Origin of the sequence: Microbacterium luteum, from assembly GCF_015277875.1 — a bacterium.
Classification (GTDB): domain Bacteria; phylum Actinomycetota; class Actinomycetes; order Actinomycetales; family Microbacteriaceae; genus Microbacterium; species Microbacterium luteum.
This window is the reverse complement of the sequence record NZ_CP063814.1, coordinates 431587-451583: the sequence shown is the minus strand read 5'-3', so window position 1 is coordinate 451583 and position 19997 is coordinate 431587. Positions and strand designations below refer to the sequence as shown.

Below are 19997 nucleotides of genomic sequence, written 5' to 3'. Positions count from 1 at the left end.
GAGACCGGGTGATCCGCCCGGTCTCGCACCATGCGGAAGGGGTCGGATGCTTGCTGTCGCCGTGATCGGTGCTCTCACGTTCGTGCTCAGCGCCCTGTCGGTGAAGCTGCAGCGCACGGGGGTGCCCCCGCTCCTGATCGCACTCGCCTGCGGCGCCCTGCTCGGGCCGTTCGCGGCGGGGGTCGTGCAGCCGACCGCGTGGGGCCTCGGATCGACAGAGGTGCTCGAGTCGGTGGCACGGGTCGTGCTCGCGGTGTCGCTGCTCGGCGTCGCGCTGAGGTTCCCGCGGGGATACTGGCGCGCGAACCTGCGCTGGATCGTCGCCAGCATCGCCGTCGGCATGGTCGTGATGTTCGCCGTCGCGACCGGGGCGGTGCTGCTGCTGGGCATCCCCCTTCTGTCGGCCATGCTGATCGCGGCAGCGATCACGCCGACCGATCCGGTCGTGACCACGCCGATCGTCACCGGCACCGTCGCAGAGGAGCGCATCCCGAAGCGGGTGCGTCTGAACCTCTCGTCGGAGAGCGGGCTGAACGACGGGCTCGCATATCTGATCCTCATGCTGCCGCTGCTGCTCGTGACCACCGGGGGCGCCGAGGCGTGGCGCGAGTGGCTGACGACGACGCTCCTGTGGGAGGTCGCGGTGCCCGTGGTCGTGGGCTTCGGCCTCGGCTGGGCCGCAGGCTGGCTCCTCGACACGGTCATCGCCCGGGGATGGTCGAACTCGACGAGCTACCTCGGCTATGCCCTCGCGCTGGCGCTCGCGATCCTCGCCGGTCTGCGGGTCATCGAGACGGATGCCGTGCTGGGGGTCTTCGTGGCGGGCGCGGCGTTCGGCAACCGCCTGACCGACGACCTCCGCGCCGAACTCGGACGCGAGATCGACGAGCTCGGTCGCGTGCTCATCCTGCCCCTGTTCGCGGTCATCGGCGCTCTCCTCCCGTTCGACCGCTGGGCGGCGGAAGGGTGGGCGCTACCGATCGTTCTCGTGCTCGCGCTGATCGCACGCCGGATCGCCGGCATGTGGCTGACGCGCCCCATCTACGCGCGCCTGCACTCCCGGACCGAGACGGCATTCATGAGCTGGTTCGGCCCGGTGGGGGTGTCCGCGCTTCTCTATGCGTGCCTGGCAGAGCGCCGCACCGGCGACGATCTGGTCCTTCCGGCGGTGCTCCTGGCGATCGCGCTGTCGGTCGTCATCCACGGCCTCAGCACGCGACCGGCCGGCGAGTGGCTGCGACGACGGGAGCGGATGGGCTAAGTGGCGCCGCCCTCGATGCGCACGTCGTCGAGCGCGCTGCCGTCACACCACTCGTCCGAGGTGATCACGCTCAGTCCACCGTTGCTCTCGAGCACCACGACGGCGATGCTCGACAGGTCGCCGACGCCAGCCTGCCGCACGGCCTGCCGCACGTCAGCGCGCGAGAGCCTCGTGCGTCGGAGCGCAGCGTCGTCGAAGCGACCGCTCTTGAGCAGCACCGTCGGCGACGCCGTCGTCAGTCGGCGCACGCGATGCCATCGTGCGGCGAGGAACGCGACGATCACCTGCAGCGCGAGAAGGAGAGCGAGCGCGATCGCGCCTTCGACGTAGGACACGTCGGAGGACAGCAGGATCGTTGCGAGGGTGGACCCGAGGGCGACCGTCACGACGAAGTCGAACGCGTTCAGCTGGGCGAGCGCGCGCTTGCCCGAGACGCGGATGAACACGACGAGCGCCGCATAGGACGCGACGCCGACGAGCAGCACGCGGAGGACGTCTGACCAGGTGTCGAACCACATGCGCCCGACCATAGGCGCGACGGCGGTCGGTGACTACGGGGTTGCGTCGACCTCGTCGAGGGGTTCGCGCTCGGCGGTCGTCTCGCCGTCGTTCACCGGGTCGGGGATCGGGATCACGGCGATCGGGATGCCGGGCGCGACGAAGAGGAACGCCCGCCGCAGCGCCCCCTCGCCGTCGTTGAAGGTCAGCCAGTCCCCGCCGCGAGCCACGGCGTGCTCGATCCGCGCTCGCAGCGCATCCGGTTCGACTCCCCCGATGGAGTACGTCTGTCCGCCGTAGACGACGTCAATGCGCTTCATGGTCACGACCGTTCTTCGACAACACCTTGCCGCCGTCCGCCGAGGGCTCGGGAACGAGGTGCAAGCCGCCCGGGGAGTTCGCCGTGTAGGACAGCGCCTCCAGCCATGCGCCGTTCAGCTGCGCGCGGCGACTGCCGTAGTACTTGTAGACCAGCGAGCAGTTGGCGTGCATCCACACCGTGGTGCGCCCGTCGCCGATGCTGGAATCGTCCTTCCAGGTGAACGTGAAGCTCTCGCCGCGACGCAGCTTTCCGGTGATCACCGTCTGCAGGTGCGCGAGCGCGCGGTCCTCGAAGTCGACCTTCACGCTGTTCTCGTAGATGAATTTCCCCATGGGCTCACCTCCACCGTCACTCAAGCACGTCGAAGGGCGTCCGACCATCGTCTTGACACCGCCGCGGTCAGCTGAACGCGACGACGATGCCGCCGCCCGCGCCGACGAGCACCACCATCCAGGGCGGGAGCCGGAACGCGACGAGCAGAACGAAGCACACCAGCGCGAGCGCGAACGTCGCGGGTCCGGTCACGGCCGTGACGAACACCGGATCGTAGAGGGCGGCGGCGAGGATGCCGACCACGGCGGCGTTGGCACCCGCCATCGCCGCGCGTGCGCCCGCGCGCCGCCGGAGGTCGTTCCAGAACGGCAGGACGCCGGTGAGCAGCAGGAAGCCGGGCAGGAAGATCGCCACGAGGGCGAGCACGCCGCCCGCGACGCCACCGGGCCCGACCGACGAGACCGCGCCGAGGTAGCCGGCGAACGTGAAGAGCGGGCCCGGCATCGCCTGGGCGACCCCGTAGCCGGCGAGGAAGGCGTCGGGCGACACCCAGCCGGGCACGACGACCTCGGCCTCCAGCAGCGGCAGCACGACGTGTCCGCCGCCGAAGACGAGCGCACCGGCACGGTAGAAGGCATCGACCAGATCGACCGCGCCCGACCCGGTCGTCGCCGCGAGCAGCGGGAGCCCGGCGAGCAGCACGACGAAGGTCGCCAGGCACAGCCAGCCGACCGTGCGCGTCACGGGGAACACTGCCGCCGGCCCCGCCGCGTCGACCGAAGCACGGCAGAGCCACAGCCCGACCAGTGCCCCGACGACGATCACGCCGATCTGCGCGAGCGAGCTCGGCAGCAGCACCACGACGACGGCAGCTCCGACGGCGATTCCGGCGCGCTGCCGATCGGGAGCGAGGGCATGCGCCATCCCCCACACCGCCTGCGCGACCACGGCGACCGCGACCACCTTCAGGCCATCGAGCACACCGGCACCGACCGGTCCGCCCACGGCCGTGCCCACGGACGCGAAGGCGATCATGAGCACCGCTGACGGCAGCGTGAAGGCGACGAACGCCGCGAGCGCACCTCCCGCGCCGGCGCGGAGCATCCCGAGACCGAACCCGACCTGACTGGATGCCGGCCCCGGCAGGAACTGGCACAGCGCGACGAGGTCCGCGTACGCTCGGTCATCGATCCAGCGACGCCGCGTGACGAGCTCGTCGCGGAAGTATCCGAGGTGCGCGATCGGGCCACCGAAGGATGTGAGGCCGAGCTTCAGGAAAGCCAGGAACACCTCTGCCACCGATCCGCGAGGACGGGGAGGAGGGGTGGGCACGTCGGCGTTCGCAAGGGGCCCGTCGGATGACACGCACACACGCTACCGTGGCCCGGGAAAGGAAGGTGGTCTGCGATGGCAGGACGACTGGTGCAGCTTTCCGGCGGACGCGCGCTCGGGGTGAGCGGCTTCGGCGATGCCCTCGCGCAGCGTGCGGTGGTGATGTGCCATCCCGCTCCCGGCGGCGGCGGGTTCGATCCCGATCCCACCGTCTCGACCCACTGGGGCGCGCGGATCGTCGGGATCGACCGGCCGGGCTACGGAGCATCCGACGCCTGGCGTGCGGGCGAGCGCCCCTCCTTCGCGACCCACGCCGACGACATCGCCCAGTACCTCTCGCGAATCGAGAGCAGCACCTCGCGCATCTCGGCGATGGAACTCGGACCGTTCGGCGTGGTGGGCTGGGGCCTCGGCGGATACGCCGCCCTCGCTCTCGCGTCGCGGCACCCGCACCTGGTGGACCGGGTGGCGCTCGTCGACGTTCCCGACCCTGGCCGGGTCGCCCGCGAGCGCGCGCCGCAGCCGCCGTTCCGGGTGGCCGACGTCGGCATCGCTCCCGCCGAGCCCGCCTTCGAGTCGACCGCGGCCGGTCGCCGCATCCGCCGGATGCTGGATGCCGCGGCGACGCAAGGCGCCGCCGGGATGCAGGGCGATTATGCGGCAGCGGCCGACGACGACTGGCAGCGGCGGCTCCGCGACATCCGCGCCGACGTGCTGCTCGTCTACGGCGACCAGCACCCGACGGTGGATGCGCATCTCGACGGCCGCCGCCTGCGCCGCCGGCTTCCCCGTGCCCGGGTTGTGCGCGTCGAGGCGGGCACGGGCCTGTCGATCACGACGCACTGGCCGAGCATCCTGAACCACGTCGCCCCACGCCACGGCGGCGTCTCGCCCACTCTGCGCGACGGCGCACCGTAACCGCGGCGCCCGCTCGCCGCGGGGCTCGCTCGAGGCGGGCACTCGCTCGAGAAACCACATTCGCCCCGAGAAACACCGCGCTGCCTGGTTTCTCGGGCCAATCGCGGTTTCTCGGCGAGGATGCGGGCGCGCCACGGGGAAAGGGGCCGGTCAGCCGGGCTCCACCGCCGCATCGGCACTCTCGGTCTCCTGCAAGGCGCGGATGAGGCTGCGCGCGTCGTAGGGACCACGATGGCGACGGCCGTTGACGAAGAACGTCGGAACCGAGGAGATCGACATCGCCTCGGCGTCGAGCATGTCATCCTGCACCCGCGCGGTGACCGCGGATGCGGTGAGGTCGCGTTCGAAACGCTCCACGTCGAGCCCGAGGCGGTCCGCCAGACGCACGATGTCGGAGGGCAGCTGGTTGTCCTGGTCGGCGAACAGACCGCGCAGGAACTCCGGGAACCTCCCCTGTCGCGCGGCGGCCTCGGCCGCCTCGGCCGCCGCGAGGGCGTTCGGGTGCTGATCGGTCAACGGCGCATGCCGCCACACGTAGCGCACCCGGTCCCCGAGTTCGCGGCGCACGTCGTCGATCGACCCCGAGGCCTTGAGGCAGAACGGGCACTGGAAGTCGCCGTACTCGACGATCTCGTAGGGAGCGTCGTCGCGCCCGAACACATGGTCGCGGGCGGGATCGACCGGGCGCACGAGGGTCTCACCCGTCTCCACAGCGGGGCGCACGGCGTCGGAGATCCGGAACACGACCGTGGCCGCCACGAAGGCGATGACAGAGGCGACGAGCACGCCCACGCGTGCTTCGTTCTGCGCCGTCGCGCCGTCGATGGCGATGTCGACGATGAAGAGCGAGATCGTGAAGCCGATGCCGCACAGCAGGCCCCCGCCGGCAATCCGGTCGAGGGTGAGCCCGGCACCGAACTCGCCGGCGCCGAATCGGCGCATGAGCGCGGAAGCCCCGAACACGCCGAGGAACTTCCCCACCGCCAGGCCGACGACGATGCCCCACGTGAGCGAGGAGGTCACCGCGCCGGCGAGGATCTCGGGACTGATGACCACCCCGGCGTTCGCGAGGGCGAACAGGGGCAGGATGACGAAGGCAACGTATGGGGCGTAGGCGCTCTGCAGCCGCTCGTTGACCGAGATCGATTCGCGCAGGCTGTTCGCCGCCGCCCGGGCGTACTCGGTGTTCGGGGACTGCCGGAAGGTGCGTGCCAGTTCCAGGGCGTGTTCGACGTCGCGCCGATTCGGACGATAGACGGGAACGAGGAGGGCGATGGCGACGCCCGCCAGGGTGGGGTGCACACCGGAGGCGAGGAAGGCCATCCACACGATGATCGACAAGGTCGCGTAGACCGGGCCGCGTCCGCTCGGCAGATAGCGGGTGGCATAGACGCCGGCCAAGCCCACGGCCGCGATGACCAGCGGGAGCACGTCGAGACTGTCGGTGTAGACGAACGCGATGATGCTGAGCGCGCCGATGTCGTCGACGACAGCGAGCGCGAGGAGGAACACGCGCAGGCGTCCGGGAACGCGCGGTCCCACGAGCGCGAGAGCACCGACGAGGAAGGCCGTGTCTGTGGAGATGACGACACCCCACGCGTGCGCGTAGCCGGAGCCGGCGGCGACCGCGACGAACAGCACGGCGGGGATGGCGAGGCCCGCGAGCGCGGCGAAGACCGGCACGCTCGCCCGGCGCCAGCTGGTCAGCTCGCCGATCGCGAACTCGCGACGAACCTCGAGGCCGACGGTGAAGAAGAAGATCGCCATCAGCGCGTCGTTGACGAGCGCATGCAGCGTGAAGTCGATCTGAATGTCGCCGAGCCCGATCGACAGGTGCGTCTCCCAGAATGACTCGTATGCGCCGTCGGCGATATTTGCCCAGGCGATGGCGACGAGGGTGGCCAGCAGGAGCAGGAGTGCTCCGGAGCGGTTCATGCCGATCGCCCCGACCTTGTCGGCGATCGAGGCGTGCTTGCGGGAGCGGGCAGAGGGGCTCGACACGTCGACAAGTCTCCACCCGTTCGGGCATCCGCGGGAGAGGTCACGCAGAACCCGCTCGGTAGAGTGACGAGGGTGGAATCCGACGACGAGCTGAGCGAAGACGCCGGACAGAGCGCATGCGGTCCGGGATGCACGTGCGGCGCCCCCGAACGATCCACGTTCCTCCCTCTCGGCACGACGAAGCGCCGCATCGAGGGGGCCGGCGAGCCGTCCGGGGCACACGGCGTCGAGCAGGCGATCATCCCGGCGGGAACCTTCGCCATGGGCGATTCCTCGGGCGACCGGAATCCCGGTGACGGCGAGGTGCCGGTGCACGATGTCACCCTCGACGCGTTCTCGATCGACGCGACCAGCGTGACCAACGACGACTTCGCCCGTTTCGTCGACGCCACGGGCTTCGAGACCGAGGCCGAGACCTTCGGCTTCTCCGCCGTGTTCCACCTCGCGCTCGACGCACCCGACGACGACGTCATGGGGCGCGCATCCGGAACCCCGTGGTGGATCGGCGTCCGCGGCGCCGACTGGCGGCACCCCGGAGGGCGGAACAGCTCGATCGACGGCCTCGGAGACCACCCGGTCGTGCACGTCTCGCACAACGACGCGCTCGCCTACTGCGCCTGGGCCGGTCGGCGTCTGCCCACCGAAGCGGAGTGGGAGTACGCCTCCCGCGGCGGCCTCGACGGCGCCAAATACCCGTGGGGCGACGAGGAGCCCGATTCCGGCGGCGCGTGGCGCACCAACATCTGGCAGGGTGCCTTCCCGCACGCCAATACCCTGGAGGACGGATTCCTCACCACCGCTCCGGTGCGCACCTTCTCGCCCAACGGCTATGGGCTGTGGCAGACGGTCGGGAACGTCTGGGAGTGGTGCGCGGACTGGTGGGATCCCCGCACCTACGCCGCGTCGCCTCCCCGGAATCCACAGGGACCGGAGCGGGGCGATGTGCGGGTGCTGCGCGGCGGAAGCTTCCTCTGCCACATCTCCTATTGCAACCGGTACCGCAATTCGGCCCGCTCGCAGAACACCCCTGACTCCTCGATGGGCAACGCCGGGTTCCGCACGGTCGCCCTGGCCGGTTCGTGAGCGGGTCATCGGATGCGCCGCGAGGCGGCGACGCGTCACGGCGCCGTGATGCGCTGACGTGGATCGCGCTCGTCGTCGCCGCCGCAGCCCTCGGAGTCATCGTGTGGGCCTGCGTCACCGCGTGGGGGGCGATCGTCCACGGACACCCGGCCTATGCCGTGCTGCTGGGCGCGGCCGCTCTGCTCGCGGTCCTGGGCGTCGTCGTGGCGCTGCGCGGCGCTCGTCGCCGGACCGCGGCGCGGGTCACCGGTCGCATCCTCCTCCTGGTCGCAGCCGCCGGGGGCATCGCCGCCCTCGCCTGGCTCCGCCCGTACCCGGCGGTCGAGCCGGCGCTCTCGGCGATGCAGAGCGACGAGGCCGTCACCGTGGTCGAGAGCGCCGATCGGATCGTTTTCGAGCCCGCGGATGCGCCGTCGTCGACCGCGGTGTTCTTCCAGCCCGGAGCGCTCGTCGACCCTCGCGCCTACGCGGCGGTCCTGCGCCCCCTCGCCGAGGCGGGCCATCCGGTGGTCATCGCCAAGCAGCCGCTGGGGATCGCGTTCCTCGCGCTCGGCGCGTTCGACGACGCCCGCGACGTCGTGCCGCATGCCGACGGCTGGGTGATCGGCGGGCATTCGCTCGGCGGAACGGTCGCCGCAATGCAAGCCGACGAACACGACGAAGACACCGAGCGCCGAGCCACGGGCCTGATCCTGTACGCCTCCTACCCCGCCGACGACATCAGCGAGACCCTCACCACGCAGGTGCTGTCGATCTCCGGCACCGAAGACGGGCTGGCCACGCCGTCGAAGATCGCCGATACCGCCGCCACCCTTCCCGTCGACACGGAGTTCCTCGTTCTCGACGGCGTCTCACACGCCCAGTTCGGCTCGTACGGCCCGCAGCCGGGCGACGGTGTGCCACAGGTATCGGATGAGACCGCGCGCACGGAGATCTCGGACGCGAGCCTCGATTTCGTCTCGTTGTCCGCTGCCGGCTGACCCCTCGGGAATGAAGCGGCATCGGCCTACGCTGGAGGAAAGAAGACCGCAACCGACAGAGAGGCGGCTTCCATGGCAACGCAGACCGTGACGATGGACTCGTTCCGCGAGACCATCGCCGACAACGACATCGTCCTGCTCGACTTCTGGGCCGAATGGTGCGGACCGTGCCGGTCCTTCGCACCCGTCTTCGAGAAGGCGTCCGACGAGCATTCCGACGTCGTCTTCGGCAAGATCGACACCTAGGATCAGCGCGAGCTCGCCGGGGGTTTCGGCATCACGTCGATTCCGACCCTGGCGGCCTTCCGCGAAGGCATCATGGTGTTCTCGCAGCCGGGCGCCCTTCCCGCGCCGGCCCTGGAACAGGTGATCACCGCGGTGAAGGGCCTGGACATGGATGACGTTCGGCGCCAGATCGCCGAGCAGCAGGCCGCGGGCGACACCGAGGCATGACGCCCGACCGACGCCGTCGACGGGGCATCGGGGTCAGCCGATCGTGGTGCCGAACAGCGAGCCGACCAGGAACGTCGCGACCAGCGCGAGCGTCCCACCGATGAGCGTACGCAGGACCGCCTTCCACCGTGACGCACCCCCGATCCACGCAGCGACGTACCCGGTCACCGCGAGGGCGACCAGCACGGCGACGAAGGTGAGGGCGATCCGCTCGGGGTGAGGCGTCAGGAGCATGGTCACCAACGGCAGGAGCGCGCCGACGGTGAAAGCGACGGCGGATGCGATGGCCGCGTACCAGGGACTCACGACGTCGTCGCGGTCGATGTTCAGCTCGGCAGCCAGGTGCGCGCCGAGAACATCCTTCGCCGTCAGCTCCCGCGCGACCTTCTCGGCCGTCGCGCGGCTGAGGCCCTGGGCCTGGTAGATCCCGGTGAGCTCTTCGAGTTCCGCCGCCGGGTCCTCGGCCAGCTCGCGCCGTTCCTTCTCGATCAGGGCGTGCTCGGTGTCACGTTGCGAGGCGACCGAGACGTACTCGCCGAGCGCCATCGAGATCGCTCCGCCGACGAGGGCGGCCGTGCCGGCCAGGAGCACCGGCAGGCTTCCGCTGGTCGCCCCCGCGACGCCGACGACGACCGCAGCCGTCGAGACGATGCCGTCGTTGGCACCGAGCACGCCGGCACGGAGCCAGTTCAGGCGCTGCGCGAGGCCACCACGGTGGGGCTCGTCGGGATGCGCAGAGGAGGCCGGGGCATCGGAGGCGGCGTTCACGGGCGACAGGCTAGCGCTTCGGAGAGAACCGCAGTTGTCACGGCGTCCTCTCGGCGGCGACCCTGGCGATCGTCCGACGCTCGGTCTCGTTCTCGCACAGCGCCAGAGCCCGGTCGAAGGCGGCACGGGCCGCGCCCCGCTCCCCCGTGGCGGCGAGCATGTCGGCGCGCGCGAGATGGAAGTAGTGGTATCCGTCGAGTTCTTCGGCGATCGGCGACAGAAGCGCGAGACCTGACTCCGGCCCCTCGGACAGCGCGGCAGCGACCGCCTCGTTCAGCGACACGATCGGCGACGGCTCGAGCCGAGCGAGCACGGCGTACAGACGCCTGATGGTGCGCCAGTCGGTGTCGTCGAAGGTCGGTGCGCTCGCATGGGCACCGGCGATCGCCGCCTGAAGCTGGTACGGCCCCACGCGGCGGAGCGCGAGCGCGCGTGCCAGCAGGCGCCGTCCCGCCGCGATCGCTTCGGCATCCCATCGGCTGCGGTCCTGGTCGCGCAGCAGCACGACCTCGCCGTCGGCGTCGAGTCGCGCCGGGCGTCGCGCGTCGGTGTAGGCCAGGAGCGATGCCAGCCCCCAGGCCTCAGGCTCCTCCGGGAGCAGGTCGCACAGCGTGCCCGCCAGCCAGCGGGCCTCATCGCACAGGTCGCCGCGCACGAGCTCACCCGTGGGCGCGGCGTGCCCCTGCGTGTAGATCACGTAGACGACCTTCAGCACGTCGTCCAGGGAGTCCGCGAGCAGGTCGCGATCGGGGACGGACCTCGAAGGGCACGCGACTGGCCGCGATCTTCTTCTTCGCCCGCACCAGGCGCTTCGCCATGGTCGCTTCGGAGACGAGGAAGGAACGCGCGAGCGAGGCCGTCGGCAGGCCCACGACGTAACGCAGCGTCAGCGCAACGCGTGCCGACTCGTCGAGGGCGCGGTGGCAGCATCCGAAGATCATCGCCAGCAGGTCGTCGGAGATCGGCCCGCGGTCGCGTTGCGGCAGCTCGAGCGCGGCACGCACATCGTCTTCTCGCCGCGCCCATCGCACGTCGCGTCGGGCCTGATCGATCGCCCAGCGGCGCGCGACGGTGAGCAGCCATGCGCCTGGCGCGCCCGGCAGCCCGTCGGCGTGCCAGCGTTCGGACGCAACCGCGAACGCGTGCTGCGCGGCATCCTCCGCGAGATCGAAGTCGCCGAGGTCGGCGCGCAGGGTCGCGACCAGCCGTGGCCACTGCGCACCGAAGACCTCGGCGACCTCGGGATGCGGCACGCTACTGCTGCATCTGCGACACGTCGAAGATCGGCCGGATCTCGACCGAGCCGTAGTCGACGTTGGGGACCTTCTCGGCCCACGAGATCGCCTCATCGAGGTTCGCGACGTCGAGCACGTAGAAGCCGCCGAGGTGTTCCTTGGTCTCGGCGTAGGGTCCGTCGGTGACGACGGTCTTGCCCTCGCGCACGCGCACCGACGTGGCGGTGTCCTGCGGGTGGAGCGCTTCGCCGGAGACGAAGACCCCGGCGTCCTTCACCATCTGGTCGAAGGCGAACCACTCACCCATCTCCGCGGCTTCTTCGGGGCTTCCCGGCTGCGGACTGACATCGGGGGCGCTGGCGAGGAGGAGCATGTACTGCATGGCGTGTCCTTTCGGTCTGGGAGCCGCCCGTCGCAGCCCCTCACTGAAGCGACGAACACCAGTGCACCAGATGGACACCCCCGCCGCATTTCTTTTCTCGGGTGGCTTCGCGTGCCACGGTGATCTCATGCGCATCCTTCGCGCGCTCCGCTCGCACGCCACGCTCTCGGTCACCGCCGGAGTGCTGACGGTCGTGCTGGTCCTCGCGACGACCGGCCGTGGGGATGCGGCCCGCATCGTCGCGACGACATGGGTCGGGGCGGTGGTCGTGTGGACTCTCGTCGGCATGGTGCGGCAGGTGATGCGCGGGCACGTCGGACTCGACATCCTCGCCGTGGTCGCGATGGTCGCCACCCTCGCGGTCGGCGAGTACGTCGCGTCGCTGATCATCGTGCTGATGCTGGCGGGTGGCGACGCCCTGGAGCGGCTCGCCGGACGCCGTGCAACCCGCGAGCTCACCGCGCTCCTGGACCGCTCCCCCCGCACCGGTCATCGCGTGCGGGCCGCGCCCGAGGGCACGGAGATCATCGCGGACGTCGATGTCGACGACATCGCACCGGGCGATGTTCTGCTCGTACGACCGGCGGAGATCGTTCCGGTCGACGGCGTCGTCCTCGGCGACACCGGCGTGTTCGACGAGTCCTCGCTCACGGGCGAGAGCATCCCCGTCGAGCGGCGAACGGGCGATGCCGTTCCGTCGGGAGCTCTGAACGGCGCCGCCGCGGTGCGCATCCGGGCCACGCGCACGAGCGGGGACAGCCAGTACCAGCAGATCGTCGCCCTGGTGCGCGAGGCCGAGCCTTCCCGCGCGCCGGTCGAACGCCTCGCGGATCGCTTCGCGATCCCGTTCACCGCAGTATCGCTCGTTCTGGCGGGCACTGCCTGGGGAGTTTCGGGCGATCCCTCCCGATTCGCCGAGGTGCTCGTGCTGGCCACGCCCTGCCCCCTGCTCATCGCCGCGCCGGTGGCGTTCCTCGGCGGACTCTCCCGCGCCGCGAATGCCGGTGTGATCGTGAAGGGCGGGGCGGTGCTCGAGCAGCTCGCCCGCGTCGCGTCCGCGGCGTTCGACAAGACGGGCACGTTGACGGCGGGGCGACCCGCCGTGTCCGGGGTCCATCCCACGGCCGGATTCACCGAGTCGCAGGTGCTCGGAGCCGCCGCGGCGGCCGAGCAGTACTCCACCCACGCCTTGGCGCCGGGCATCGTCACCGCCGCCCGGGAGCGCGGTGTGATCGTGGGCGCCGCGACCTCCGCTCGCGAGGCGGCGACCGACGGCGTCACCGCCATCGTCGACGGACACCGCATCGTCATCGGCAAGCCGGCCTTCGTGTCTGCGGCGGCGCCCGAGCTGCAGCGCGCGATCCTCGCACCGGGCGAGGCCGCGGCCTACGTGGCGATCGACGGACGCTTCGCCGGTCACCTGACGTTCGTCGACACGGTGCGACCGGAGTCCCGCCAGGTCGTGAACTGGCTGACGCACAACGGCGTCGGCCGGGTGGCCATGCTGACGGGGGATGTGCCGGCGACCGCCGACTCCATCGCCCGCGACGTGGGGATCACCGAGGTGCACGCCGAGCTGCGACCGCGGGAGAAGGTGCATCTCGCGGCCGAGATGCGTCCTCGCCCGATGATGATGGTCGGTGACGGCGTCAACGACGCGCCGGTGCTGGCCGCCGCCGACGTGGGCATCGCGATGGGGGCGCGCGGGGCCACCGCCGCCGGCGAAGCAGCGGACGCGGTCCTGCTCGTCGATTCGCTCTCCGGCGTCGTCGACGGCATCGCGATCGCGCGTCGCACGGTCCGGGTGGCCGTCACCGCGATCGGCATCGGCATCGCGCTGAGCATCGGCCTGATGCTGATCGCGATGACGGGTGCGATCCCCGCCGTGGCCGGTGCGCTCATCCAGGAACTGGTCGACCTCGCGACGATCCTCTACGCCCTCCGCGCCTTGACCGGCGGCCTCCCCTCGCGAAGCACCCGGACGGGATTCCCAGGCGCGCGCGGTGGACTGGAGGAGTGAGCCCGACACGACGCCGACGGCGACGGCGCCTGACACGCCGCCGCGTGGTCGGCGTGCAGGTGGGCGCGACCGTGGCGCTCGCCGGATTCTTCGGCGTGTGGGGGCTCGTCGTCGCCGCCGACGTGGCCGATTCTCCGACCGAGGTGTGCACCGCGCCCGGCGTGGTCGGCGAGGCGAGCGTCGCCGGGTACTCGGGAGACCAGCTGGCCCATGCGCTGACCATCATGGAGGTCGGCGCCGACGCCGGATTCGACGAAGTCGGGCAGCGCCTGGGCGTGATGGCGGCGATGGGCGAATCGGGGCTCCGCAATCTCGACTACGGCGACTGGGAGACCTCGGGCATCCGCAACCCCGACGGGTCTCGCACGTCGTCGATCGGGCTGTTCCAGCAGCAGGACTGGTGGGGCACGGTCGAGGAGCGGATGGATCCCGCGCGCGCCGCATCCCTGTTCTTCTCGCGGCTCGCGACCGTCGAGGGCTGGGAGCGGATGCCGCCCTCGCGGGCGATCCACACCGTGCAGGTCAACACCGATCCCGACCACTACGCGCGCTGGGCCGATGCGGCCACCGCCGTCACCGACGCCCTCGCGGCGGACTGCTTCGGCGCAACGGCGAGCGCCGGAAAGTAGGATTTATCCGCTCGCTCTCGCGAGATCATCTCCACCGTCGACGGGTCGCACGTGACATCACCCTCTGCCCTGCACACGCCCGGCTGGCGTACGTGGACGGTCTGGATCGTCGGGGTCGCCGCCTACGTCGTCGCGATCACGAACCGCACGTCGCTGTCGTCCGTCGGCGTCGACGCGGCGATCCGGTTCGATGCCGACGCCTCGGCGCTGTCGATGTTCGCCGTCATCCAGCTCGCCGTCTACGGTTCGCTCCAGGTGCCGGTGGGGCTGATCCTCGACCGCCTCGGCGCGCGCCCGGTGATCGCGGCCGGCATGGTGCTCATGGCCACCGGTCAGCTCGTCATGGCCTTCGCCGACGCCGTCGGGATCGGCATCCTCGCGCGCGTGCTCATCGGCGCCGGCGATGCCGCGGTCTTCCCGAGCGTGCTGCGCGTGATCGCCACGTGGTTCCCGGCGCAGCGCTCACCGCTCCTGGTGCAGCTGACGGGCATCATCGGCCAGCTGGGTCAGATCGTCGCCGTCGTGCCGCTGGCAGCCCTCCTGCACGCCACGTCGTGGAGCGTCGCGTTCGGCAGCCTCGCCGGACTCACGGTGCTGTTCGCGGTTCTCACCTTCGCGGTCATCCGCAATCGTCCACCCGAGCGTCGCGACGATCCGCTCGACACCGCCGTCGACACCGACACCGGCGCGGTGCGTATCGTGCGTTCGGCGGCCGATCTGCGCGAGGGATTCCGCGAGTCGTGGTCCCACCCGGCGACGCGGTTGGGCTTCTGGTCGCACTTCACCACCCCGTTCGCGGGCACGGCGTTCGTGCTGCTGTGGGGCTATCCGTTCCTCACCGCGGGCGAGGGGCTCAGGCCCGCCGCCGCGTCGGGACTCATGACCCTGCTCGTGCTCGCCGGCATCGTGTTCGGACCGATCCTCGGGGCGCTCTCCTCACGGCACCCGACGCGCCGGTCGCGCTGGCTCGTGCTGCCGACGGTGGTGTTCCAGGCCGTCGCGTGGCTCGCGGTGATCGTGTGGCCCGGCGCCGCGCCGGTCTGGCTGCTGGTGATCCTCGTCATCGCGCTCGCCTCGGGCGGACCCGCCTCGATGATCGCCTTCGACCATGCCCGCGCGTTCAATCCGACGCATCGCCTGAGCACGGCGACCGGCATCGTCAACGGCGGCGGCTTCCTCGCCGCGCTGATCGCGATCCTCATGATCGGCGTCTCGATGGACCTGCAGGGCGCCGGCACACCCGAGACCTACTCGCTGGACGCGTTCCGCATCGCCTTCCTCACCCAGGTGCCGCTGTGGATCATCGGTTCCTGGGGAATCATCCGCGAGCGCAGCCGCACGATCCGGCACGTCGGCGGACCGGGGAATCTCCCCTGGTGACGCATCCGGCCGGTGCGGGCGCTAAAGGCGCGGTTCGATGAAGCGAACCCAGTTCGCGCCGCCACCGGTCTCGGCGCGCTGGAGGAGTTCGAGGTGCTGCCCGTGGACGGCGTAGAGAGAGACCGTCGTGCTTCGCTCACCCGCGGCGACCAGGTATCGGCCGTCGGCGCTCAGCGCGAATCCGCGCGGCTGCGGCTCGGTGGGCGTGAAGGTCTCGGCGGGACGGAGGGAGCCGTCTGCGGCCACGGGCACCGCTGCGAGACTGCTCGTCGACCGCTCCGATGCCCAGAGATGCTTCTGTCCGGCACCCCAGTGCAGGTCGGCTCCCCACAGCGCCGGGTTGACGGTGGGATTGCCTCCGAACACGCCGGGCGGCAGGCCGACGGCGACATCGTGCGCCGCGGTGGATCCGTCCGGAACAAGCACCCCGTTCTGCCGGTCACGGTGCAGACGCACGATCTCGGCACTGAACTCCGTGAGCACGTAGACGCTGTCCTCCGCGGCGTTCAGCGCCAGGTGGCGGGGCCCGATGCCGGGCGGGAAGGCGACGGTGGACGGACTCAGCGGCTCCAGCGAAGGCTCATCGGTGATCGCGTACTGCGCGACGAGATCGTCGCCGAGCGAGACGAAGTAGGCGAACCGACCGGATGCATCCGGCAGCACCGCGTGCAGGTTCGCATACGCGATCTCGGAGACCGGAGCGCTCACCACGCCGTCCGCGACGGTGCTGAGGATGCCGTACCCGCCGCCGTAGGAGGCGCCGAGCAGCACCTCGCCGTCGTGAGTGAGGGCCAGGTAGTTCATGCCGCCCCGCGGCAGATCGCGCCGCGAGACCTCCGTCAGCACTCCGGCTGCGCGGTCGAGCGAGAGCGTGACGATGCCCGCGGGGTCGCCCTTGACGGCGGCGTAGACGAGGTCGCGCGTCGAATCGACGGCGAACGTGGAGCATCCCGTCAGCCCCTCGGTCACCGACAGGCGCTCGAGCGCTGCCCCGTCGAAGCGGAACAGCGACAGGGATCCGTCGCCGGCGTTGGCGACGAGCACGAGGGAATGGGTCATGAGGGGTCGCTCGGGAGGAGTCCGGCCGACCGACGCGCCGCGGTGGCGACGGCGAGCACGGCCTGGCTGTGGTCGAGACGTCGGTCGCGCTCGGCCGTGTCGTGCCGGGCGATCATGTCGACGAACGCGCGGAACTCCTCGACCATGCGATGCGGATGCACCGACAGGTCACGGGTCTGCACCTGTTCGCCTCGGCGCTGGGATCGCACGACCGGCATCGCGTTCGGCGCCCCGTCGACGGCGATCCAGCCGTCGGTGCCCTGGATCTTCGAGCGGATCGGGCCGTCGGAGTCCTTCGCGCACACGCACACCGCGGTGCGGTCGCCGTACTCCAGCACGAGCACGCCGGAAGTGTCCACGCCGCGCTCGAGGTTGGCGGTGTACTGCACGCTCTCGGGAAGCCCGAGAAGCCCCACGACGAAGTGGATCGTGTAGATGCCGATGTCGAGCAGCGCGCCGCCACCCTGCGCCGGGTCGAACGCCGGCAGCACCTCGCCGGCCCGGAACCGGTCGAAGCGCGACGAGAACTGGGAGTAGTCGCACTGCACGACGCGGATCTCCCCGACGCTGTCGAGGTGCTCCTGGATCCAGCGGTAGTTCGAGAGGTACACCGTGCTGATCGCCTCGACGAGGATGAGATCGCGCTCCTCGGCGAGGTCGCGCAGTTCCTGCAGATCGCGCTCATCGAGCACGAAGGGCTTCTCGCACACCACATGCTTGCCGGCCTCCAGGGCCTTGCGCGCATACTCGGCGTGCAGCGAGTTCGGCACCGCGATCCACACCGTGTCGATGTCGGGATCTGCGAGGCAGGCATCGAGGTCGAGGTGCACGCGGTCGATGCCGAACTCGTCCCGCATCGCGGCGAGGCGATCGGCTGACGCCGGACGCCCGCAGATCGCGACGAGGTCGAGGCCGTCGACGGCGGCGGCGTGGGGCAGGAAGTCGCGGACGATCATCCCCGACCCCAGCACGGCGAGCTTCATGCGAATCTCTCCTCGGGATGCGATCGGGCACGCGGATGGCGTCGCAAGACGCGGCTCTCCCCATCGTATGCGCGGCCCCGTGCGGGCCATAGCCGCCGCATAAGCCTCCATAGCGCGGTATCAGCCGGTCGCGGGGTGCCGGATAGGCGGGGTGCGTATCCCTGGATGCATGGAACCCACGCCCCGCCGCAAACGCCGCACCCGTCGCCGGAACGTGATCATCGCGTCGGCGCTGACGACCACGCTCACCCTCTCGGGCGCCGCAGCGTGGGCCGCGGACCGCTACCTCGTGCAGCACGTCGAGATCGACGATGTCGCCGCGTACGAGGCGGAGAACTCACCGGTCACCGTGGACGACGGTGCCGACGACACCGGCGACGACGCGAGCACCGAGACGGTCCTGACCGACACGTCGTACACGAGCGGGGAGACGTCGGTCGAGATCTCGACCGTCGTCGAGGGGTCCGGGGACTCGACGGTGACCTACTACGTCGCCGAGGTCACCTTGGGCGACGCGACCGCGCTGCGGAGCGCCTTCGCCAACAATCAGTTCGGCGAGAACATCACCGACCTCACCAGCTCCATCGCCGAGCAGAACGATGCCGTCTTCGCCATCAACGGCGACTACTACGGGTTCCGCGACACCGGCATCGTCATCCGCAATGGCGTCGTGTACCGCGACGACCCCGCCCGCACGGGCCTGGTCTTCTACACCGACGGCAGCGTCGAGGTCTACGACGAGACCGCCACCAGCGCCGACGAACTCGTGGCCGCCGGCGCGTGGAACACCCTCAGCTTCGGGCCGGCGATCGTCGAGGACGGCGCGGTCCTCGAGGGGATCGAAGACGTCGAGGTCGACACCAACTTCGGCAACCACTCCATCCAGGGCGACCAGCCGCGCACCGCGGTCGGCGTCATCGACGACAATCACCTGGTCTTCGTCGTCGTCGACGGGCGCCAGAGCGGCTACAGCGAGGGGGTCACCCTCACCGAGCTCGCCGACATCTTCGTCGACCTGGGGGCGACGACGGCCTACAACCTCGACGGGGGCGGCTCGTCGACGATGTTCTTCGACGGCGAGGTGGTCAACAGCCCGTCCAACGGCGGCGAGCGCGCCACCAGCGACATCCTCTACATCGCGGGGTGACCGGCATGATCGTGCTCATCCCCGCGCTCGAGCCCGGACCGCGCCTGCCCTGGCTGGTCGACGAACTGCTCGCCGCCGATCCCGACCTCACCGTCCTGGTCGTCGACGACGGCAGCGGGCCGGGGTACGACGATCTGTTCTCGGTGGTCGAAGACGCCGGCGCGCGCGTCATCCGCTTCTCGAGGAACCGAGGGAAGGGGGCTGCGCTGAAGGCGGGCTTCGCCGAGGTCGTGCGGTGGGCACCGGATGACGACGTCGTGACCGCCGATGCAGACGGCCAGCATCGCGTCGACGACATCCTCCGTGTCGTCGAGGCCCTGCGGCGGGAGAAGGCGGCCGAATCCCCGGCGCTCATCCTCGGGTGTCGCGACTTCGGCGGTGACGTGCCGGTGCGCAGTCGTGTGGGCAACGCGGTGTCGCGCGGGGTGTTCCGCGTGGTCGCCGGGTGGGCGCTCAGCGACACGCAGACCGGACTGCGCGGCATCCCGGCGGCGCTGCTCCCGTGGGCGATGTCGGTTCCGGGCGACCGTTTCGAGTACGAGCAGAACATGCTGCTGCGCAGCCGGAGCGCGGGGGTGACCGCTCGCGAGGTGCCCATCGCGACGGTCTATCTCGAGCGAAACGCCTCGAGCCACTTCCGTCCGTTGACGGACTCGCTGCGCGTCATGCTTCCCCTGATCCTCTTCGCGGGGTCGTCTCTCCTAGCCTTCGCGCTCGACACGGTGCTCCTGCTCGTGCTGTCGGCCGCGACGGGCTCGCTGGTGTTCTCCATCGTGGCGGCCCGCGTGATCAGCGCATCCGTGAACTTCGCCGTGAACCGTCGGGTGGTCTTTCATCGCCGGAGCCGGAGCCGGGGCCGCACGCGCGAAGCCCTGCGGTACGCCGCCCTGGCGCTCGTGCTGCTCGCGTCGAACATCGCGTGGATGGGAGCGCTGACCGACATCGGCGTCACCCTCCTGGCAGCCAAGATGCTCACCGAGGTGGTGCTGTTCCTGACGAGTTACGCCGTGCAGCGCTCGCTCGTCTTCCGCGGAGGACAAGGGGCTGGTCGGAAGCGGCTGCATGCAGCGCGCGCCCGAATGCGCTCTCTGGTCCCGGAATCGTCACAGGCCATCCGTACCGGCACCCCGTTTGAGCGAGCCCTTCATGCCGGAACATCCCCTCCGCTCGGCACCGAGGCGCGGCACCATCGCGTCATCGACGACGACACCGCCAGGGCCACGGCGTTTCGGGATGCGGAAGAGCCGGCGGGCCGCCGCTGACGGGCACGCCG

Annotated in this window: 20 protein-coding genes and 1 pseudogene; 10 read left to right on the top strand and 11 right to left on the bottom strand. The window is 70.6% G+C overall.

The window, feature by feature from the left end; translation table 11 throughout:
* Positions 1-46 precede the first annotated feature (46 nt).
* Entirely contained in the window at positions 47-1261 is a 1215-nt protein-coding gene (locus tag IM777_RS02200) for a cation:proton antiporter (protein ID WP_194384471.1), read from the top strand.
* On the opposite strand, the gene IM777_RS02195 is transcribed toward IM777_RS02200, so the two are convergent.
* The 4 genes from IM777_RS02195 to chrA form a co-directional block, all read right to left on the bottom strand.
* Positions 1258-1779: a DUF421 domain-containing protein gene (locus IM777_RS02195; RefSeq protein WP_194384470.1), complete on the bottom strand. Its 522-nt coding sequence runs from the start codon at positions 1777-1779 to the stop codon at positions 1258-1260. The two genes, IM777_RS02200 and IM777_RS02195, sit on opposite strands and share 4 nt — an antisense overlap.
* 33 nt (positions 1780-1812) lie before the next feature.
* Positions 1813-2079: a hypothetical protein gene (locus IM777_RS02190; protein WP_194384469.1), complete on the bottom strand. Its 267-nt coding sequence runs from the start codon at positions 2077-2079 to the stop codon at positions 1813-1815.
* Positions 2066-2413 carry a DUF7882 family protein gene (locus IM777_RS02185; protein WP_071045086.1) on the bottom strand — a complete coding sequence of 116 codons (348 nt, stop codon included), beginning with the start codon at positions 2411-2413 and terminating at the stop codon, positions 2066-2068. The genes IM777_RS02190 and IM777_RS02185 overlap by 14 nt, the downstream gene beginning before the upstream one ends.
* Positions 2414-2480: 67 nt before the next feature.
* Positions 2481-3719 (bottom strand): chromate efflux transporter, encoded by a 1239-nt coding sequence (chrA, locus tag IM777_RS02180; RefSeq protein ID WP_228480913.1) that lies wholly within the window; start codon positions 3717-3719, stop codon positions 2481-2483.
* Positions 3720-3761: 42 nt separating this feature from the next.
* Between chrA and IM777_RS02175 the strand changes: the two genes are divergently transcribed.
* Positions 3762-4604 carry an alpha/beta fold hydrolase gene (locus IM777_RS02175; RefSeq protein WP_194384468.1) on the top strand — a complete coding sequence of 281 codons (843 nt, stop codon included), beginning with the start codon at positions 3762-3764 and terminating at the stop codon, positions 4602-4604.
* A 150-nt stretch (positions 4605-4754) separates the two neighbouring features.
* Here the strand turns inward: IM777_RS02175 and nhaA are convergent, their stop codons facing one another.
* On the bottom strand, positions 4755-6539 hold the full coding sequence (nhaA, locus tag IM777_RS02170) for a Na+/H+ antiporter NhaA (RefSeq protein WP_194385406.1): 1785 nt from the start codon (positions 6537-6539) through the stop codon (positions 4755-4757).
* Positions 6540-6677: 138 nt separating this feature from the next.
* Here nhaA and IM777_RS02165 point away from each other — a divergent pair, with 138 nt between their 5' ends.
* The 3 genes and pseudogenes from IM777_RS02165 (at position 6678) to trxA (ending at position 9121) form a co-directional block, all read left to right on the top strand.
* Positions 6678-7688 carry a formylglycine-generating enzyme family protein gene (locus IM777_RS02165; RefSeq protein ID WP_228480911.1) on the top strand — a complete coding sequence of 337 codons (1011 nt, stop codon included), beginning with the start codon at positions 6678-6680 and terminating at the stop codon, positions 7686-7688.
* Positions 7685-8668 carry an alpha/beta hydrolase gene (locus IM777_RS02160; RefSeq protein ID WP_194384467.1) on the top strand — a complete coding sequence of 328 codons (984 nt, stop codon included), beginning with the start codon at positions 7685-7687 and terminating at the stop codon, positions 8666-8668. Before IM777_RS02165 ends, IM777_RS02160 begins: the two co-directional genes overlap by 4 nt.
* Before the next feature lie 72 nt (positions 8669-8740).
* Positions 8741-9121: pseudogene (gene trxA, locus IM777_RS02155) on the top strand (thioredoxin).
* 33 nt (positions 9122-9154) lie between these two features.
* Here the strand turns inward: trxA and IM777_RS02150 are convergent.
* The 4 genes from IM777_RS02150 to IM777_RS02140 are packed head-to-tail and all read right to left on the bottom strand — an operon-like array spanning position 9155 to position 11506.
* Positions 9155-9889, bottom strand: coding sequence for a VIT1/CCC1 transporter family protein (locus IM777_RS02150; protein ID WP_194384466.1), 735 nt, complete (start codon positions 9887-9889; stop codon positions 9155-9157).
* Between the two features lie 37 nt (positions 9890-9926).
* On the bottom strand, positions 9927-10604 hold the full coding sequence (locus IM777_RS17120; protein ID WP_228480910.1) for a DUF6596 domain-containing protein: 678 nt from the start codon (positions 10602-10604) through the stop codon (positions 9927-9929).
* Entirely contained in the window at positions 10549-11142 is a 594-nt protein-coding gene (locus IM777_RS17115) for a sigma factor-like helix-turn-helix DNA-binding protein (protein WP_228480909.1), read from the bottom strand. The genes IM777_RS17120 and IM777_RS17115 overlap by 56 nt, the downstream gene beginning before the upstream one ends.
* Position 11143: 1 nt before the next feature.
* On the bottom strand, positions 11144-11506 hold the full coding sequence (locus tag IM777_RS02140; RefSeq protein ID WP_194384465.1) for a YciI family protein: 363 nt from the start codon (positions 11504-11506) through the stop codon (positions 11144-11146).
* A gap of 127 nt (positions 11507-11633) precedes the next feature.
* Here IM777_RS02140 and IM777_RS02135 point away from each other — a divergent pair, with 127 nt between their 5' ends.
* Genes IM777_RS02135 through IM777_RS02125 form a run of 3 tightly spaced genes read left to right on the top strand, consistent with a single transcriptional unit; the run spans position 11634 to position 15535 of the window.
* On the top strand, positions 11634-13526 hold the full coding sequence (locus tag IM777_RS02135; protein ID WP_194384464.1) for a heavy metal translocating P-type ATPase: 1893 nt from the start codon (positions 11634-11636) through the stop codon (positions 13524-13526).
* Positions 13523-14155: a hypothetical protein gene (locus tag IM777_RS02130; protein WP_194384463.1), complete on the top strand. Its 633-nt coding sequence runs from the start codon at positions 13523-13525 to the stop codon at positions 14153-14155. Before IM777_RS02135 ends, IM777_RS02130 begins: the two co-directional genes overlap by 4 nt.
* 51 nt (positions 14156-14206) lie before the next feature.
* Positions 14207-15535: an MFS transporter gene (locus IM777_RS02125; RefSeq protein ID WP_194384462.1), complete on the top strand. Its 1329-nt coding sequence runs from the start codon at positions 14207-14209 to the stop codon at positions 15533-15535.
* A 21-nt stretch (positions 15536-15556) separates the two neighbouring features.
* Here IM777_RS02125 and IM777_RS02120 read toward each other — a convergent pair whose 3' ends face one another.
* On the bottom strand, positions 15557-16594 hold the full coding sequence (locus tag IM777_RS02120; RefSeq protein ID WP_194384461.1) for a lactonase family protein: 1038 nt from the start codon (positions 16592-16594) through the stop codon (positions 15557-15559).
* Complete coding sequence (locus IM777_RS02115; RefSeq protein WP_194384460.1) at positions 16591-17577, bottom strand: Gfo/Idh/MocA family protein; 987 nt, start codon at positions 17575-17577, stop codon at positions 16591-16593. The genes IM777_RS02120 and IM777_RS02115 overlap by 4 nt, the downstream gene beginning before the upstream one ends.
* Before the next feature lie 169 nt (positions 17578-17746).
* Here IM777_RS02115 and IM777_RS02110 point away from each other — a divergent pair, with 169 nt between their 5' ends.
* Together IM777_RS02110 and IM777_RS02105 are read left to right on the top strand one after the other, a co-directional pair.
* A complete protein-coding gene (locus IM777_RS02110; RefSeq protein WP_194384459.1) occupies positions 17747-18724 on the top strand; it encodes a phosphodiester glycosidase family protein in 978 nt (325 codons plus the stop codon).
* 5 nt (positions 18725-18729) lie between these two features.
* Positions 18730-19986, top strand: coding sequence for a GtrA family protein (locus tag IM777_RS02105; RefSeq protein WP_194385404.1), 1257 nt, complete (start codon positions 18730-18732; stop codon positions 19984-19986).
* Positions 19987-19997: the final 11 nt, after the last annotated feature.

Excerpts from the sequence above, each read along its gene's own strand:
- IM777_RS02200 (WP_194384471.1), top strand. The coding sequence starts at position 47 with ATGCTTGCTGTCGCCGTGATCGGTGCTCTCACGTTCGTGCTCAGCGCC.
- IM777_RS02195 (WP_194384470.1), bottom strand. The coding sequence starts at position 1,779 with ATGTGGTTCGACACCTGGTCAGACGTCCTCCGCGTGCTGCTCGTCGGC.
- IM777_RS02190 (WP_194384469.1), bottom strand. The coding sequence starts at position 2,079 with ATGAAGCGCATTGACGTCGTCTACGGCGGACAGACGTACTCCATCGGG.
- IM777_RS02185 (WP_071045086.1), bottom strand. The coding sequence starts at position 2,413 with ATGGGGAAATTCATCTACGAGAACAGCGTGAAGGTCGACTTCGAGGAC.
- IM777_RS02175 (WP_194384468.1), top strand. The coding sequence starts at position 3,762 with ATGGCAGGACGACTGGTGCAGCTTTCCGGCGGACGCGCGCTCGGGGTG.
- nhaA (WP_194385406.1), bottom strand. The coding sequence starts at position 6,539 with ATGAACCGCTCCGGAGCACTCCTGCTCCTGCTGGCCACCCTCGTCGCC.
- IM777_RS02140 (WP_194384465.1), bottom strand. The coding sequence starts at position 11,506 with ATGCAGTACATGCTCCTCCTCGCCAGCGCCCCCGATGTCAGTCCGCAG.
- IM777_RS02135 (WP_194384464.1), top strand. The coding sequence starts at position 11,634 with ATGCGCATCCTTCGCGCGCTCCGCTCGCACGCCACGCTCTCGGTCACC.
- IM777_RS02120 (WP_194384461.1), bottom strand. The coding sequence starts at position 16,594 with ATGACCCATTCCCTCGTGCTCGTCGCCAACGCCGGCGACGGATCCCTG.
- IM777_RS02115 (WP_194384460.1), bottom strand. The coding sequence starts at position 17,577 with ATGAAGCTCGCCGTGCTGGGGTCGGGGATGATCGTCCGCGACTTCCTG.
- IM777_RS02110 (WP_194384459.1), top strand. The coding sequence starts at position 17,747 with ATGGAACCCACGCCCCGCCGCAAACGCCGCACCCGTCGCCGGAACGTG.
- IM777_RS02105 (WP_194385404.1), top strand. The coding sequence starts at position 18,730 with ATGATCGTGCTCATCCCCGCGCTCGAGCCCGGACCGCGCCTGCCCTGG.